General features: G+C 37.3%; 12 protein-coding genes and 1 pseudogene. 5 read left to right on the forward strand and 8 right to left on the reverse strand.

Annotated features, from left to right (window positions below):
- The 4 genes and pseudogenes from F6K27_RS14270 to F6K27_RS14285 form a co-directional block, all read right to left on the reverse strand.
- Window positions 1–2,919: DUF4347 domain-containing protein (locus tag F6K27_RS14270; RefSeq protein WP_287284354.1), on the reverse strand; the 2,919-nt coding region annotated here is incomplete at its 3' end.
- Window positions 2,920–3,782: 863 nt separating this feature from the next.
- Window positions 3,783–3,971, reverse strand: a pseudogene (locus F6K27_RS14275) (helix-turn-helix domain-containing protein); the annotation flags it as partial.
- Between the two features lie 1,379 nt (window positions 3,972–5,350).
- A complete protein-coding gene (locus F6K27_RS14280; protein WP_287276767.1) occupies window positions 5,351–6,274 on the reverse strand; it encodes an isoaspartyl peptidase/L-asparaginase in 924 nt (307 codons plus the stop codon).
- Window positions 6,275–6,506: 232 nt separating this feature from the next.
- Window positions 6,507–6,674, reverse strand: coding sequence for a DUF2256 domain-containing protein (locus tag F6K27_RS14285; RefSeq protein WP_287276769.1), 168 nt, complete (start codon window positions 6,672–6,674; stop codon window positions 6,507–6,509).
- Window positions 6,675–6,947: 273 nt separating this feature from the next.
- Here F6K27_RS14285 and F6K27_RS14290 point away from each other — a divergent pair, with 273 nt between their 5' ends.
- The gene (locus F6K27_RS14290) at window positions 6,948–8,471 is read left to right on the forward strand and encodes a glycosyltransferase family 39 protein (protein ID WP_287276771.1); all 1,524 of its coding nucleotides are present in this window, start codon (window positions 6,948–6,950) and stop codon (window positions 8,469–8,471) included.
- A gap of 618 nt (window positions 8,472–9,089) precedes the next feature.
- On the opposite strand, the gene F6K27_RS14295 is transcribed toward F6K27_RS14290, so the two are convergent.
- Complete coding sequence (locus F6K27_RS14295; RefSeq protein WP_205127242.1) at window positions 9,090–9,248, reverse strand: hypothetical protein; 159 nt, start codon at window positions 9,246–9,248, stop codon at window positions 9,090–9,092.
- A gap of 5 nt (window positions 9,249–9,253) precedes the next feature.
- Window positions 9,254–9,538: a hypothetical protein gene (locus tag F6K27_RS14300; protein WP_287276773.1), complete on the reverse strand. Its 285-nt coding sequence runs from the start codon at window positions 9,536–9,538 to the stop codon at window positions 9,254–9,256.
- 109 nt (window positions 9,539–9,647) lie between these two features.
- On the opposite strand from F6K27_RS14300, the gene F6K27_RS14305 reads away from it, so the two are divergent.
- From F6K27_RS14305 to petC, 3 genes are all read left to right on the forward strand, one after another.
- The gene (locus F6K27_RS14305; protein WP_287276775.1) at window positions 9,648–10,451 is read left to right on the forward strand and encodes an EamA family transporter; all 804 of its coding nucleotides are present in this window, start codon (window positions 9,648–9,650) and stop codon (window positions 10,449–10,451) included.
- 588 nt (window positions 10,452–11,039) lie between these two features.
- On the forward strand, window positions 11,040–11,723 hold the full coding sequence (locus tag F6K27_RS14310) for a Crp/Fnr family transcriptional regulator (RefSeq protein WP_287276777.1): 684 nt from the start codon (window positions 11,040–11,042) through the stop codon (window positions 11,721–11,723).
- Window positions 11,724–12,312: 589 nt separating this feature from the next.
- A complete protein-coding gene (gene petC, locus F6K27_RS14315; RefSeq protein ID WP_124143436.1) occupies window positions 12,313–12,846 on the forward strand; it encodes a cytochrome b6-f complex iron-sulfur subunit in 534 nt (177 codons plus the stop codon).
- 354 nt (window positions 12,847–13,200) lie between these two features.
- Here the strand turns inward: petC and F6K27_RS14320 are convergent, their stop codons facing one another.
- On the reverse strand, window positions 13,201–13,383 hold the full coding sequence (locus F6K27_RS14320; protein WP_287300880.1) for a hypothetical protein: 183 nt from the start codon (window positions 13,381–13,383) through the stop codon (window positions 13,201–13,203).
- A 35-nt stretch (window positions 13,384–13,418) separates the two neighbouring features.
- Entirely contained in the window at window positions 13,419–14,579 is a 1,161-nt protein-coding gene (locus F6K27_RS14325; RefSeq protein ID WP_287276778.1) for a radical SAM protein, read from the reverse strand.
- A gap of 196 nt (window positions 14,580–14,775) precedes the next feature.
- Between F6K27_RS14325 and F6K27_RS14330 the strand changes: the two genes are divergently transcribed.
- Window positions 14,776–15,513 (forward strand): Uma2 family endonuclease, encoded by a 738-nt coding sequence (locus F6K27_RS14330; RefSeq protein ID WP_287276779.1) that lies wholly within the window; start codon window positions 14,776–14,778, stop codon window positions 15,511–15,513.
- Window positions 15,514–16,199 lie beyond the last annotated feature (686 nt).

Raw genomic sequence — 16,199 nt, forward strand, 5'->3', positions numbered from 1 at the left:
GATGTCTGTGCTGCCGGCTACGGTTGCTGTGCCGTCGCTGACACTATATGTGAAGTCTCCTGGGTCGTCTATGCCGTTGTAGTCGGCGGGGGCGTCGTATTGTAATGTTGTGAGTTGGGCTGGTGTTAATGCCTGGCCGTTGGTGACTGCTGTGCCGTCTGCTAGGGTGACTGTGCCTAGTGTGGGTAGTCCTGTGACTGTGATGGTGAGGGGGTCTCCGTCTGGGTCTGTGGGGGCTGCTAGACCTAACCCTGTGTCTGTGCTGCCTTCGTCTACTGTGATGAGACTGTTGTTGGCTTCTGGGGGTTCGTTGGGGTTGATGATGATGTCTGTGCTGCCGGCTACGGTTGCTGTGCCGTCGCTGACACTATATGTGAAGTCTCCTGGGTCGTCTATGCCGTTGTAGTCGGCGGGGGCGTCGTATTGTAATGTTGTGAGTTGGGCTGGTGTTAATGCCTGGCCGTTGGTGACTGCTGTGCCGTCTGCTAGGGTGACTGTGCCTAGTGTGGGTAGTCCTGTGACTGTGATGGTGAGGGGGTCTCCGTCTGGGTCTGTGGGGGCTGCTAGACCTAACCCTGTGTCTGTGCTGCCTTCGTCTACTGTGATGAGACTGTTGTTGGCTAATGGGGGGTTGTTATCACTAATATTAACAATGATCGTACTCATACCCATTAGCGGACCGCCACTACCTTGATCCGGATCATCCGTGGCTGGATCGCTATCTTCTGTGTTACCATCATCAATAGTGTATTTAATAGTTACTGAATCTGGTTCATCTCTCAAAGCAGCGGCTTTACTATAGGCAATATTTTGCAATGCCAGGTCAACTAAGTCGCCAGTAGCATTATCATTGAATGTTAGTAGCAGTGTGCCATTACCATTAGTAACTGTACCAATAGTAATACCGTTAACTATGAGAGGTGTCAGAGGGTTATTCTCTGTTAATTCTCCTAATACTCCAGTATTACCACTACTAAATTTATCGTCATTATTTGCCCCTCCATCTCTTGACAAGGTAAGGGTAGCACCACCGTAGTTGTTTCTTTCATCTAGTTCTATATCTGTAATTGTGGCATCACTGTCTAGAATAACTGGAACGCCATCTGGGGTGACAGTGATAGTATTATCCAGATTTTGAAAAGAAGGAGGATCGTTAACTGGAATAACATTAATCGTAGTGATCGCAGTATTACCCAGATTCCCTTCTGTATCAGTTAACTGAATATTTACTTCCCTTGGAGTTCTGTCAGGAGTATCACTGGGATTCCTAAATTGAATTGCTCTTAGAGCTGCTTCAAAATCTTCTGGGGTGGCTCCATTTATATTATCTACTGCTGTCAAGGTAATAAGATTACCACTGACGTCAGGAGTTATGCTAACAGGTAAAGCTGAAGCCAAGAATAACTCATCATCGGTTTGAGGATTAGTCAGCGTAATAGTTGCGCTACGAATATTTCCACCATCCACTGGATTTCCATCAGCATCTACTGTAAATCCATCAAAATCTTGAATTTGTACAGTCTCATCAACTATATCAACACCAGTATCATTCTCAGTAAAGGTTTCTTCATAAGTGAAAGCGGGAGTCTCAGGATTCTCATCCTGATCAATAAACGGAACATCAAACGGCGATGGTTGCCTTGGGTCGGACATTCCATCGTTACTATTTGTAGGTGCAGCATTAGCAACGAAAGTCGCTGTGGGAGAACCTATCAGATAATCATCAACACGATAAAATTCTCCTACATTGTTACGACTAACATATAAATTATCTTCACGATCTATCCATGCAGCACCAAACTCCTGTCCAGCAGGTAAACCAGGTACTATTGTTGTAGTAATACTATTATCTTGTAAATTGATTGTATATAGCTGACCATTGTCACCTGCTCCGTAGAAGAATTCGTTGCCAGTAACATCATCTCTTCTGTATACTATATCTACAACTCTCTGTAAGCTATCTCCAGTAAGATTAATCTGTTCTTGAACGCCAGTAGTCAGATTAATTTTTGTAAGTTGTGTATCACCTGTCCGTACCCAGAGATTACCTTGATCGTCTACATCCCCTGAATTTAATTTTCGAGTTCCAGTTACTGGTAGAAAACCTAAATCTTCAATTGTGCCATCAGAATTAATCCTAATAACATTTCCTGCTGTCTCCCCGTCCCCCTCATCATTATCTGTAATTTGAATTCCATAAAGAAAGTTATCTTGTATATTATACCCAGTGGCATTATATACAGGAACTACAGGGACTCCTCGCTGTTCATAGTCACCTGTGAGAGGATTATATATTCTTAGCTCACCAGCAATAACCTGATAAAAATAGGGCTGTTCATCAAAAGGCTCTAGAATATGCTCCCACTGATGTTCAACCCGATCGCTGAATGCTAGGCCAACCTCAATCTCACCTTTAGTAACCTCTAACTCCCAGTCACCTCCCAAAGCAGCACTACCTGTTGGTCTAGCAGAAGCAGCAATATTTGCCCCTGTTAACTGATGTAGCTTTTCCAAAAATTCTGTACCTGCATTTCCGGAAGCTATATTACAACCATAGAGCAATATATTAGTAACCGACCAAGTTTCTAATTCTTCAGCATAATCATTGTTGATATTATTAGTATTTAATTGGCTATTACCCAAAGATAAACATCCCGGTACACCGTGAGAAACTATATGTATGGATGATATCTGAGGATATTTTTTGATAATTTTGGTAATTTGCTGAATACCATCGTCATTTGGATGAAGAATAACTACTTTTGTCCCTGACAAAACTTCTGTAGCTAAACTCTGATAATCCTCCACATGAGAGTCTATAAAGACTATTTGTTGTTGTGTTTTTGCTTCTGTCGAAAAATCAAATAATTCGATAGACTTTTTGGTAGATAAGGATTGGTAGATGTTGATTGTAGACATTAGAATTTTTTCCCTTAAAAATTGATGGTAGATAGAGTTTATTTGTTAACCTTATATATAGACGATTTTATTAACTTGGTGTTTCTCTAAATTAGATACTAAGCAAAATATAAGAGTACTAGCCTCTTGTTAATTATCTATATCTATAGTTTTAATTTTAAGACAGACAGCAACTCAAACGCTTCCTACAAGTGGGTGATGATGATATTCACACCATTTGATTATTTACAGATATTAAAAGTTTATTGTGTTCCTATATAGAAATTCATAATATACACCATAAATTTTTCTCCAGCAAAAATAGAATGGAGAATTTATACTTTACTTCTTCTTAAAGAGAAACAAACAAAGCTGATAACTAAATACTCATTTATATCAAGTTACTCAATAATTTTAAACAAGGCAAATATACTTATTTGTTTTGTTATATCAAGTTTGGCTAACCGTCATATCATGTCTGGTTAAATACTGAATCAATAATTGCTTCAGAGTCAGACTAGGGAACATTAGCTTAGGCAACCAAAGGAGTTATGAATTTAGATTATATTTGATTGAATAGTTATTGACATCCTCCCAACGCTGCTCTCACGAGACAGTATGGGATTCCCTAGTATCAATACTAGGGGCCTTCTGTTGCCTCTTGACAGAAGAGCTGTGCTAACAATTCAGCTGTCCTCTGGGATTTACTCCTTTCAGGTCTAAAGGCGCGCTCCACAGTACGTCGCCAATCCGACGGCTCCCCTAGACACTGCGAGTCCTGCAGCCAAAATATTTATTGCCACATTAATATCCTTGTCATTGTGAATACCACATTATGGGCAATCCCACTCTCTTACACTACTCAGAAAATCTAAATCTTATTATTTTTTCCAAGATGTAAGCATAGCTGAAGTTTCTTTGTAGCCTACTCGTTGCTTGTGTTCATACCAGGCTTTAGTTCTAGCTGCTAAAGCTTTGTTGTAGATCAAGCGTACACAACCCAACGTCCTTAGTAGGAAATTTTCCTGCGACTGAGTAAGGTAAAACCTGAATTTGTACACTTTTTCAACCATCTACTGTTTAGTTATTGAACAAATAAATTTTAACATCTTATCTGTGAAACCGCAATAATATTAATTGGCATTCATCCCGATCCTCCCGTGACCAGAGAGTCCCGGTCTTCTGCCAACGTTGAGATAAACAATAAAGAACAGGGATAACATTGACAAACAGTTCAACAGAGGGGATACTTGAGCAAATATAGAGAGGAGGAGAGTTTTTATCACTAATTTAAGAGACTTGATCTTCGCCCATCTTACAGCAAAATAACATTACCTTAAGTTTACTTTATATATTATATATAATATATCCTTAAATTTTCTCTATAGCACGTTTGAAACCACAATTTTTGACCGTTGCTAGTGCTAAAGAGACTGCTAATACCTCAATCAATATCTATCTGTTTTTTGAGTGTCTCCAATTTGTCGTGAGTTGAGTCATCTACTATCCTTGTGCAAGTTGAAGAATTCCGCATTATTGATCAAGCGCAACGTCGGGAGGATGTCAAACATAAAAACTAACGGGAAAAAAGTTCCCGGAAGATTTATCCCCTGGTTGAATAACGACACGCGGGTTTTAACCCGGAGAAAAGTATGTTATACTAGAAATAGCAAGTAAAAACAAGGTTTGTCGCCATGACAAGACCGCACTTTGCGGTGAAATTCCGGCGAACAGGAGATGGGGACGATGCTTCCTACGAGGGCTGTTTGCGCAGCATTCCGCAGGAAAAGCAAGCAACGCAGCTAGAGCAGTGATTTATAGCTCCAATATCTTGAGTAAAACCACTCGTGAAAGCTACAAAAAAAAAGGTAAGCTCACAGCTAGATTTCGATCTATGCCGAGGAGTATAGAAGTCTGCCCTTCAGTCTTGAAGCAAATGTGGATTTATATTTGCGGTGGATTTGCCACAGAATCCAGGGTGTTTCAACCCCTGGAGATGTCAATATTATCTCTATCACAAATCTTGAAAGAGGACTCCCATTATAATCGCGAGATTTAACGGTAAGACGGGGCGTATAAACTGCGCGGGAAACCCACCCAGACAGCCTCTCATAAATTTCAACCAGAAAAATAATTGAGCAACAGGCGAAACATTTTTGGTTTTATAATCCTATCAATAGCAGTGGGACACACCGTTAAATAAAAGCGCACCGCCTGTGCTGAGGTTCCCTCAGGGTAAAGACGGAGCCAGAAAGCTTGTGGAGATGGTAATTGCGGAAGTACAACTCAGTTTATTTGATTTGTTGCCTAATCAAGAATCCGTGTTAGCGTAGCGTTGCGCCATCAAAACAAGAATCTCCCGTTATCATCTTTGATTTGACGGTGAGAGTGTTAATTGTAGAGAAATTCCATTCCTGAGCTTACATCGGGGGCCATTAGCCCCTATTGTGAATTATTCAGCAGTAAAAATTAATGTTCCTTTTGCTGCTTCTAAACTATCACTAATTTTTTGCCCATCGTGAAAAGCAGCCAAAATTACATCACAAGTTTTTCCCCAAGCAATTATACCGTTGGCATCAATAGCGATCGCTCCTAAGTCCCTCTGATGTTCATGAGCTTCAGCAAATGAACGTTCAAAAGCTGCTTTGAGTGAAAAACCATCTGTTACCCGAATCACAATTTTGGCGGCCAAACATTCATCAATAATATCTTCTCCAATGCCTGTACAGCTAACTCCAGCACTACCAGTGGCATAATTTCCGGCGGGCATGGCCGAATCACTTACACGACCAATCTTTTCAAAACCTTTTCCACCAGTAGAAGTACCTGCTGCTAATCTCCCTTCTTTATCTAAGACTACAACTCCTATGGTGCCAGTGCCTGGAGATTCTGCCACGACATTTGCCATCTTTCTACTAAAGTCTTGTTTGCGGTCTTCTAGCCATTCGTTTAATCGTTTATCTGTGAGGGGGTTGTAAACGGGCATTTGTAGTTCCCGCACAAATTCAGCAGCTCCATTATCTGATAATACGCGATCGGGTGATGTTTGCAGTGCTTTGGCCAACTCAATGGGGTTTTTAATCCGGGAGACATTGATCGCCCCACTAAACCGATGATTCAAACCATCCATCAAGGAAGCACTCATCCGAATTTGGCCATCAGATTGTAGGACTGAACCTGTCCCAGCATTAAATATGGGGTCATCTTCTAATAGTTGACAACCACGGACAACTACATCAATGGCCTTTGTGTCGCCCAGAAGCAAGTTATGTAATTCATCTACTATTCTATGGAGAGATTTACGAACAGTTTCTAATCCTCCTTTTTCCTCAAGGGAACTACCTGCACCGCCGTGAATAATTAGTTTTGGTTGCATTTTTTGTTGTGATTAACTACAGAATAATTGACATACTTAGGTAAGCTGTTTTGCATTTAAACCATATATCCAATTTTTGTCAAAGGGAATAGGGAATATACAGCATATTTCGGGCAAATGATGTACAGGGTAAATGGTGAAAACATTGTAGTGCGGTCATCTTGCCTGCGATGGGTGTACCTCATAGAGTCGCAAAGTGCTGTAAAATCTAAATTATTCTTAGCTTATGAGGCTATATGTCAGTTTGTTTGTCAATATTTGACTTGCGTCGCCGACATCTTTCAGAACAATATTTGACTTTATCCCAACACTCAGCCCATTTTTTCCGCCAGCTAAAAGGGCGATTACATACAGGGCATATTTTGGTTGGTAAGTCAGATTTAGATTTAGTCTTTCCCATACATGATATGATATTTAGTCCCAGTGTGTGAAAAAAGCATTGTTTATATTACCTTTGCTAGTTTTTTGCTGTTCTGATTTTTGCTTATTTTACTATACCTATTAATTATTTTACCGAAAAAAGATGATTTTGAGAATTTAAAATTTATCTACTTTTAAAATATCAAATCTAGGCTTCTAACTATAAACAATTTTTCCTTCTACCAAGAGGAATATACAGCCAAAAGTTGGGAATTTTAGATAATTTTTTTCTTCTTGATTAATTTATGCAAAAATGAAGACTTGTAAAAACTTATTGACGAAGATTTTTCCTTATGTATTGCTTTTGATGATGACGGCGATCGCTCTTTATTTTACGAGGCCAGTTTCTTTACAAATTCGTTGGAATGATGAAACACTTTACTACACTGTAGCTCAAAATATTGTGCGTCATTTTGACTTTAATAGTAATCATTATTTAGCTAGTAGTATTATTCAAAAGGGTTATCCGACTAAGGATACTCATCTCCCTGGTTATCCTTTGATTTTGGCTGTTGGTTTTTTGATTGGTGGCATTAATGAAAGAACACCGTTTTTTGTTAATTATTTTCTGCTGATTTTGACGATATTTTTAATTTTTACAGTTGGCAGATTCATTGCTAATCAATGGGTTGGTTTTGGGGCTAGTTTGATTTATTTGATTTATCCTTACACTTTAATTTTGACTCATTCAGTAATGACAGAAATATCGGCTGCTGCTGTAATCATGGTGGTTGTTGCTCTTTTGTTTGTACAAAAAGAAAGCTTTTTAAAAGGGATATTTTTAGGTTTAGTAATAGCTTTAGCATATTTAATTAAACCATTCTTATTAACCTTATTTCCTGCCAGTATAGCTGTTTTGTGGATTGAGAAAAATCAACATTACAAAAAAACTTTCTTGAGCTTACTATTTTCTTTTGGATTACTGTTTGTCACTGTTTTAATTCCCCTTTCTCAAAATCAAGAAATTTATCCCTATGCAGCAACAATAATTTTATCCCAATCTAATTTGACTGATATGCTGAGAATGATCTGGGAAAATTTTCTATTTAATTGCACTCTCATAATTAATTTTAAAAAATTTTCAGTCTATGGAACAATTACTATTTCAATGCTAGTGTTATGGAGTATTAATTTAGCTGTACTTGCAACAGCAAGTTATCAAAAAAAGTTACAACGATGGCAAAAATATACAAATTTATCTATTTTTAGCTTAATTAATTTTCTCTCAGCTTTACTGGCATTTTTATTACTTTATCAATATATTAATGCAACTAGAGGATTAGCAGTTTTTTCTCCATTAATGGCAATCTTATCTGTGACTGGTTTGTGGCTATTAACACCACAATTAAAAATCAAAAAAGTAGTAGCTATTGGATTAGGAATTTGTCTGTATTTAAGTTACTCAAACTTTGTCACTTTTCACCTACTCAGAAAAACCCAACAAAGACAGTATCAACGTTTATCTACTAATAGTTCCCGATTAGAAAAAGTCATCTCAAAATTGCCAATTCAACCACAGGTAGTTATGTCTGAAAAAAATCTTTATTTAGCGATCGCTAATTATCCAACTCAAGTAATTTGGCAATTACCCCAAACATTACATGAATTACGAGAAGTAGAAAAAAAAGTGAGAGTAGAATTGATAGAATTAAAAGATTCTGACCCAATTTTTCAAGAAAATTTACAAGTTTATCAGAATTTAAACCTATTAAATAACCGTTACATCTTACAATACCAAGACCAAAATTTTTATTACTATTTAAGATTGGATAAATAATATACATCAGATAAAATAATTTTCTAAATATGGAAGTATATTTTATGAAATATTCGCCGTTTTTTTTAGATAAAAAAAATGCTTATGTATAAAAAGAATCTATCAATTTATCTCTTTTAAATTCTGACTTATAGCATCCTAATATAAACGATACCAGAAGTAATTTAATCTCAAAAAATTCAAACAGGTAAATTTATATTGGTCACTAATATCTTCAACAAAAAACAGATGGAAATTTACAACCATTAAAACCTGGGAAACTAAGGTTTAGTCATTTGACAAATGCGGAACTAGACTTAAGATAACTAGTATCAGACTGTTGCTAATACTAAGTTATACCAGTTTGAAAAAATAATGCTTTGAAGAAGGAGACAGGAGACAGGAGACAGGAGACAGGAGGAAAATTACATGGGGATTCGCTCCCCCAAGTAATTTTGAACACTCCAGTTGACGGTGGGGTATTAAACCCACAAAGAAAATGATAAAAAGTGCATCTTGATCGGATATGCTTAAAAATAGCTTATCCAGTTCATTTTAGATAGTTATATCTATCGTTTTCCCTTTTTTTTCAATATTTATCCTTCTTCCTTCTTGCTTCTTCCTTCCTTCTTACTTCTACTATTTGTAACAAACGTTGATCAAATTGGTATTAACAATTGCATGGGGTTCTTCGCTGAATTTATATTTAGCTTCTACCCAATTTTCTCCTTTAGAAGTTTCCAGAAGAGTTGGTTTGACTTTTCCCATAAATCTTCGCTGTAAAAATTGATGATTCATATCAATTAAATTTTCTTTAATAAATGAATAATGAAAATTAGCCGACGGGAAAAATACATGGTTTTATATTCATTATTAGACCAATTTTTAATGTCTGGAAAGGGCACGGTTTTAGCTAATTCTGTTTTTCTATAAAAGACAAAAATATGACCATAAGCTTCCTGACAAGGATAACTTTTTACTCCTTTTGGTAAAGGGCAACCTGTTGTTAAATAAGAAACTTTTGTTATTTTTCCTGTGTTATCGTATTGCCATCCATGATAACTGAAGCAAACCAGATTTAATATCAATTTATGGGTAAAGCAGAAACTACTCAATATCTAGATGCAAAAAATTCCTAAATTCACCGATAATTGATATAATTAAGCCCATATAATATTACTATTTTTTTATTTAAAAATGGCAAATTTAATCTTACTATTTCTGTTAAGTATTACTCAGGTTTTAGGAGATATTTGGTTAAGTAAAGCCATGAAACAATTTGGGGAAATTAATCTAGTTAATTCTGAAAATTGGATACCATTAATATCTTATTTGCTGACAAATTTTTGGATTTGGTTAGGAGTAATTTTTCTCATGCTTTCTCTGGGGTTATACCTCACTGTTATTTCTAAACTTGACCTGAGTTATGTACTATCAATACACTCTTCAACTTATTTATTAAATGCTTTATTTGCTTGGTTGATTTTAGGCGAAACAATTTCAAATATGCGGTGGATAGGAACTTTAATTATAACTATTGGTGTATTGATTGTGGGTTTAAGTAAAACTCTTTATGAAGACCGACGAAACCATAATTTTTATCTCCTATTAATGGCATTATCTTTTAGTTTTTATCGGTCTAAAACTTGGTTAGCGATCGCGATTATTGCCTTGGCTGATTCAACAGGAGATTTATATCTTGCCAGAGGAATGAAAAAAATCGAAGAAGTAAATTTACAATCAATGAAAAATCTCATTAAACAAGTAGGTATAATCCTCATAAATCCTTTAATTATTAGTGGAGTTTTTTGTCAAACAATTGCTTTTTTATCATTGATTTCGGTATTAAGTTGGGCAGATGTTAGTTTTGTGCGACCTGCCACAGCTTTGACTTATGTTTGTAGTATTTTAGGAGCGAAAATTTGGTTAAAAGAAAAGGTTTCTCAAGGGAGGTTGATCGGAATTATTTTTATTGTAATTGGTCTGATAGTTAATCGATAAGGAAGAAGGAAGGAGGAAGAAGGAAGAAGGAAGAAGGATAAATATTGAAATTATATTACCGAATAATTAATAATTAATAATTAAATAATTCTGGTTTAAAGCCGACCCTTTTAAGGGGAAAAAAGCGGTTGAGGGATGGCGAGGTCCCCTCGCCATATCCAATCAACCAAGACAGCCGTCGTTAGCGGAGATTCCCGTAGGGTGGGATGGATGGGTTTCCTAACCATATCCAATCGACCAAGAGAAGAAATAATATTTCCTTATATTCAATTCCGTAACGGTTTTAACCAGAGGTAATTATCAATTATCAGTCAATGAAAGTAGATTCCAAGTATATAAAGTACAAATATTAACAATTAAATGAATGCAAGTGCGTGCATCTTGCCCGCTTCGGGGTGTACTTCACCAAGGTAGAATCCGCTGTAAATCCAGCTCACCCTGTGAGCAAACTGAAAGTATAGATAGAGAAAGAGATTTAATGAATTGCCGGAATATTATTCAACTACAAGAAAAAGGTGATTGAGAATGAGGGGATAATTTGGACTATATTTTGGGTTAAATTAGATAAATAGCGGAGATTTAATACTGATGAATAAAGCAATAGCTCAAACCATTGCTTCTACATTTCCTTTTTGGGAAAACCTAGATTCTGAAGCCAAAACAAATTTTCTTAACGAATGTCAACAAATCAGTTTGTCGCCCAGTCAATTTGTCTGTTTAGAGGGAGATATTTGTCATCATTTACCACTCATAATTTCTGGAAATGTTCGTGTTTACAAAATAGGAGAAAGTGGTAGAGAAATTACTCTTTATCATTTAGAAAAAGGTGATAGTTGTATTATGACAGCTTCTTGTATCATCAGTCAAAAAGTATTTCCAGCATTTGCCATTGCCGAGACAGAAGTTGAAGCTTTGATTATTCCTGCAAATAGCCTCAAAAAATGGGTAATGCACAACACTATTTGGCAAGAATATATCTTCGGAATACTTTCCCAACGATTAGCTAATGTAATTGAAATAATTGAAGAGGTTGCTTTTCGTCGCATGGATTCTCGAATTGCATCATATCTTTTACATAATGTCAATAGTAAGATACAAACTTTACAGATAACCCATGAAGCGATCGCTCAAGAATTAGGCAGTTCTAGAGAGGTAGTTAGTCGAATTCTCAAAACTTTTGAAAGACAAAAATTATTATCTCTTTCAAGAGGAAAGATTGAACTATATAGCTGGGAAAAACTTGAGAAGATTGCCCAGTTAGGAAAATATTAATTAGGGCTTGCTGGTTAAATATCAAAGCATTGAGATATAAAGACTTTAGCCTTTTTTCGGTCAAAAAAGGTGCGCCTGTTTCAGCTCTTCATGCTCAAAAAGGAGCGTATTTTAGGCGCATAGTTGGGCAGAACAATCTTGGGACAATTCTTACTCCTACCTCCTCGCTCATTCCCATTTCTCCTGTCTCCCCCTCCTGGGAGGGGTTAGGGGTGGGTTGTCTCCTGTCTCCTACCCTCACCAATAAGACTTTTTCAGCAAACCCTAATTAGAAAATTTATCTTTTTCCTTATGGGTTTAATACCCCACCGTCTACACGGTGCAAATTTGGTAGGTGAATTGAGAATCCTCATCAACCCAAATCTTCTGACTCCTGATACTAAATCCGGTTATACAGCGATCGCACTTTCTACTTCCATTCAATGCAGACAGAAAATGCCGCAATATCCCCAGATAATTCTCACTCTCATTCTTCCTTTCTCCTGACTCCTGACTCCTTCTTCAATATGTGACTTTATCACAGAACAAATAGAGATAAATTGGCTATTGTTTTTCATAGATGACTAATTATTAGGAGGTCAAAATCACTATGGAAGAAAGTCTCCCTCTAGAATACCCTTCAATTTCTCGCCGACAATTACTTAACTTTCTAACTGGTGCAGTTGTCGCAACTACCGCCAGTACCGCACTCTATCCTGCAGCAAAATTTTTTGTCACCCCAGGAGAAAGTAACGAGGATGGTTCAATTATTGCCAGAGACCGCTTGGGATATCCCATTCCTGCCAGCCAGATTTTAGCACAACCAAAAGGAACTCGTGCTTTAGTCGCAGGAATAGCTGGAGAACCAACATATCTGGCGATCGCAGAAGATGGTAAGTTAGACACCATGGGAATTGTCGATAATTGTACCCATCTCGGTTGTACTTTTCCCTGGAATCCCAATGACAATCAATTTCAATGTCCCTGTCATGGGTCTCGTTATGCTGCTGATGGTTCTGTTGTAAGAGGTCCTGCTCCTCTTCCTCTGAAGCTAGTACAGGTCAAAGTACAAGAAGATGTCATCTGGATTTTTCCTTGGACAAAAAATGATCCCCGAACAGGAGAAAAACCTTGGTGGATTTAAGCATCAATAGACATCTCCAGAAAAGAGGCAGTAGGCAGCTTTGCTGTAGGCAGTAGGGAACCCACCCCTCGCCCCTCCCCCTCCCACGAGGGGAAAGAATTGATATATCTAGTGTGAGAATTGATTTGATTTTTTATTATAGGAGATGTCTAATTTACATTTACAGCGGTTTTCATTTCGGTAGACTACAGGGCGAATGGCCATTTGCTAACTCAAAGCTCCGCTATCGCCTCTACAGGGTTTTGATGTGGTTCATCAATCAGCAAAAGCGCTGTAGTAGATCAAAAACTCTTCTATAAACTTTAAATAGATTAGTTTTTTGTATTTTTTTAGGCTATATTTTGAAGTGTGATATCAAATCCGTTTAATTGGACATAAAAAAATTCTTAAATCGTCATAACTACGCTCATCAAAGTGATTCTCTCTCCTCCTGACTCCTGACTCCTCTTGACTTAACCAATCTATAACTGTTTCACCGGATTTGATATCAAATGTGGGCGATAGACTAACTTTGGTTGAAGGTGCGTTGCAACGCACCCTACAGGTATAATTCCTGTGTAAGTTCTGAATAATTAAAACCGCATAATCCAAGGCAACTCTTCCATCACTGCCCGCAGAGAATCTACATTACCTTTTCTTATTAAAGCTTTTGCCGTATCTAACAACTTACCTTTTTTGATTGACTGATAAGCATCCTGCATCGACACTGCAATATTTTGCATTAGACTCGAATCTCGATAACAATTAATCATACATTTTGTACAACCATCCCTTACCAACTTTGAACTATCAAACTCATAAATAGAACACATCGGTTCATGCCAAAAATGACAACGCCATAAGTTTAAATCCCAGTCCAGAAAAAAGAAGCGATAACCCGCCAAACAAGGATAACGCTGTTCCTCATCCTGGACAAACCTCTGCATTTCTTCCAGAGAAAGGGTCGGATTAACTACACGAAATTTCTTTTTCAGTTGCTTCACCTTTTCATAAGCTTGCCAGAGACTTTCATTTGTGTGAGTGACCAGACCAGCATCAGAAAATCCCAAAAAATTAGAATCAAGTTTAGTTAATGGATAAGAAAAAACCACTGACTCAAAACCAAGTGATGTCAGAAAATCAGGCAGTGCATCATAATCAACCAAATGACTCATGGTTACAGAAGCAGTCGAATACATACCAATATCTTTCAGCACTTGGTTAGCTTCTTTGATTTTATTGCATACACCAGGCAACCCACGATTTTTCTCGTGAATTTCTTCAGTTGCGGCATCAACTGATATGATTAAACTAGACAAACCTGCATCAGCTAATTCGTGAATTTTGCTCGGCGTTAACAACCCACCGTTTGTCACCACCATCGGTTTTATTCCTAATCCTGCTGCATGGTCAACAAATGTTATGAGATTAGGATTAAGAGTAGGCTCCCCGCCTGTAAAAACTAGATATCTAATACCTTCTCGAAACAGGATATTAATTGAGTCTAATCCCTCATCGAGGCCGACAAACTGTGTTTGTTCTTTAGGAAAAGTATCCCGTGCAAAGTTGCAGAAACCACAATTAGCGTTACAAACATTGTTAATGGCAAATTGACAAAATCCTGGTCCTCCTGCCTGAAAAACTAGCTGTAAGGTATCTAGAATGCTAGTTGTAGTTGACATACCACGATGTTTTTGGTTGGCGGTGAGTTTTGTACTGCTGTTCTCAGGTGTGTTGTGGATGTTTGTTTTCATAGTTATTGGTAGTTACTTTACTTTCTAGGGGTGGGAAAATGGGTAGAGGTTTGGTAACCAAGATCCTACAGGAGTCATACTAACTTAAACCATGAGCGATCATCCTGTAAACTAAACTAGAAACTTGTTATTGTTTTCAAATTGAAATAGTGGTGCTGAAATACCTATAAATGTTCCTTTTATCGTTGCTGCTAATGTGGGTTTATTTTCTCATCTCCGAGATTCAGGAATTGTACCAGATGTGTTTTTAAGCTTAAATATTATTGGCAGTGAAGAATGGTGGGAACGTAATGTTCGTTCTTATTTATTCTGGGAATTTGGTAAACCACCAGATGTAGTAATTGAAATTGTTTCTCCCGCTCCCGGCAATGAATTAGGAAGTAAATTAACAGACTATGCAGAGTTACGAATTCCTTATTATGTTGTCTACGATCCATTGCAAAAACTCAGCCAAACTGTACTGCAAGTATTTCAACTTTATGGTAGTTCTTATATTCCTAAAAATGATGCTTGGTTTGCAGATGTTAATTTGGGATTAACTCTTTGGAATGGTGTATTTGAAAATCTGAATGGTACTTGGTTGCGTTGGTGCGATGCCGATAGAAATGTGATTAAAACAGGAGATGAAATAGCAGCAGAAAAAAATGCTGAAATCTCTCAAAAGGATACTGAAATATCCCAAAAGAATGCTGAAATATCCCAAAAGGATACTGAAATATCCCAAAAGAATGCTGAAATATCCCAAAAAGACATTCAAATCAAACAGGCGTTATTATTGGCAATTGAAATGGGATTAAAACTCAAGTTTGGTGATGAATATGTGGAGATATTATCTGAGATTTCCAAAATAGACGATCTGAAATTGTTGGAGGCGTTAGCGGAGCTTTGCGTCAACAATCGCTTCTCAAATTCCTCAGATGTCCTCAACGGATGAATTGCGCAAACTATAGCGCTGCGCGCAGGCAACAGCTCATCTGGCAATAGGGGGAATAAATTACCGATAATATAAGACTTTTGGGGTTGGTGATTAGGTAATGCCATTAAATATTTATGAACGGTACAATTATAGTTTTTTTCATAGATATTTGAGACAAAAGCATTACGCATTCACCAATGCCAGACTTTTAGCTATTGGACACCTCCTGCAATTTGTAAATATGCCAGCCCACATTGCTATATATACTGAATAGCTCAAAAATCTGCTGCGAAACACACACTCTCATACCAGACCCGATAAATGTTTGCTGCAAATACACACCCGGTAGGGGCGAATGGCCATTCTCCACTACAAAGTTTTGGTTGTGACAATGTGGTTCAGAGATTGGAAAAAGCGCTATAAGTTAGGGCGTTGCTGAAGCACTTGTATGATATCGATCTTAATTATTTGGGGTTGCACATTATGGAATGATATTGCCAAAAATTGGTTTAGATTTTGACTAAAAATAACCATTAATTAATCATTCTAGCAATTGATTAATCCACAATCCAATTCAATCAAAAATATCAAATCATTCGTCACTGTGCAACGCCAAATAATATGGTAGTCCTATATATATTGTATCCTTCATCACAACTGCCAATTGTCCGTTCGCTGGCAGGAGAAACAGTTGATCATTTTCT

The sequence above is a fragment of the Okeania sp. SIO2F5 genome (assembly GCF_010692685.1).
In the GTDB taxonomy this organism is placed as follows: domain Bacteria; phylum Cyanobacteriota; class Cyanobacteriia; order Cyanobacteriales; family Microcoleaceae; genus Okeania; species Okeania hirsuta.

What these genes read in the sequence shown, in the direction of transcription:
- F6K27_RS14280 (WP_287276767.1), bottom strand. Translation starts at nt 6,274, where the DNA reads ATGCAACCAAAACTAATTATTCACGGCGGTGCAGGTAGTTCCCTTGAG.
- F6K27_RS14285 (WP_287276769.1), bottom strand. Translation starts at nt 6,674, where the DNA reads ATGGGAAAGACTAAATCTAAATCTGACTTACCAACCAAAATATGCCCT.
- F6K27_RS14290 (WP_287276771.1), top strand. Translation starts at nt 6,948, where the DNA reads ATGAAGACTTGTAAAAACTTATTGACGAAGATTTTTCCTTATGTATTG.
- F6K27_RS14295 (WP_205127242.1), bottom strand. Translation starts at nt 9,248, where the DNA reads ATGAATCATCAATTTTTACAGCGAAGATTTATGGGAAAAGTCAAACCA.
- F6K27_RS14305 (WP_287276775.1), top strand. Translation starts at nt 9,648, where the DNA reads ATGGCAAATTTAATCTTACTATTTCTGTTAAGTATTACTCAGGTTTTA.
- F6K27_RS14310 (WP_287276777.1), top strand. Translation starts at nt 11,040, where the DNA reads ATGAATAAAGCAATAGCTCAAACCATTGCTTCTACATTTCCTTTTTGG.
- petC (WP_124143436.1), top strand. Translation starts at nt 12,313, where the DNA reads ATGGAAGAAAGTCTCCCTCTAGAATACCCTTCAATTTCTCGCCGACAA.
- F6K27_RS14325 (WP_287276778.1), bottom strand. Translation starts at nt 14,579, where the DNA reads ATGAAAACAAACATCCACAACACACCTGAGAACAGCAGTACAAAACTC.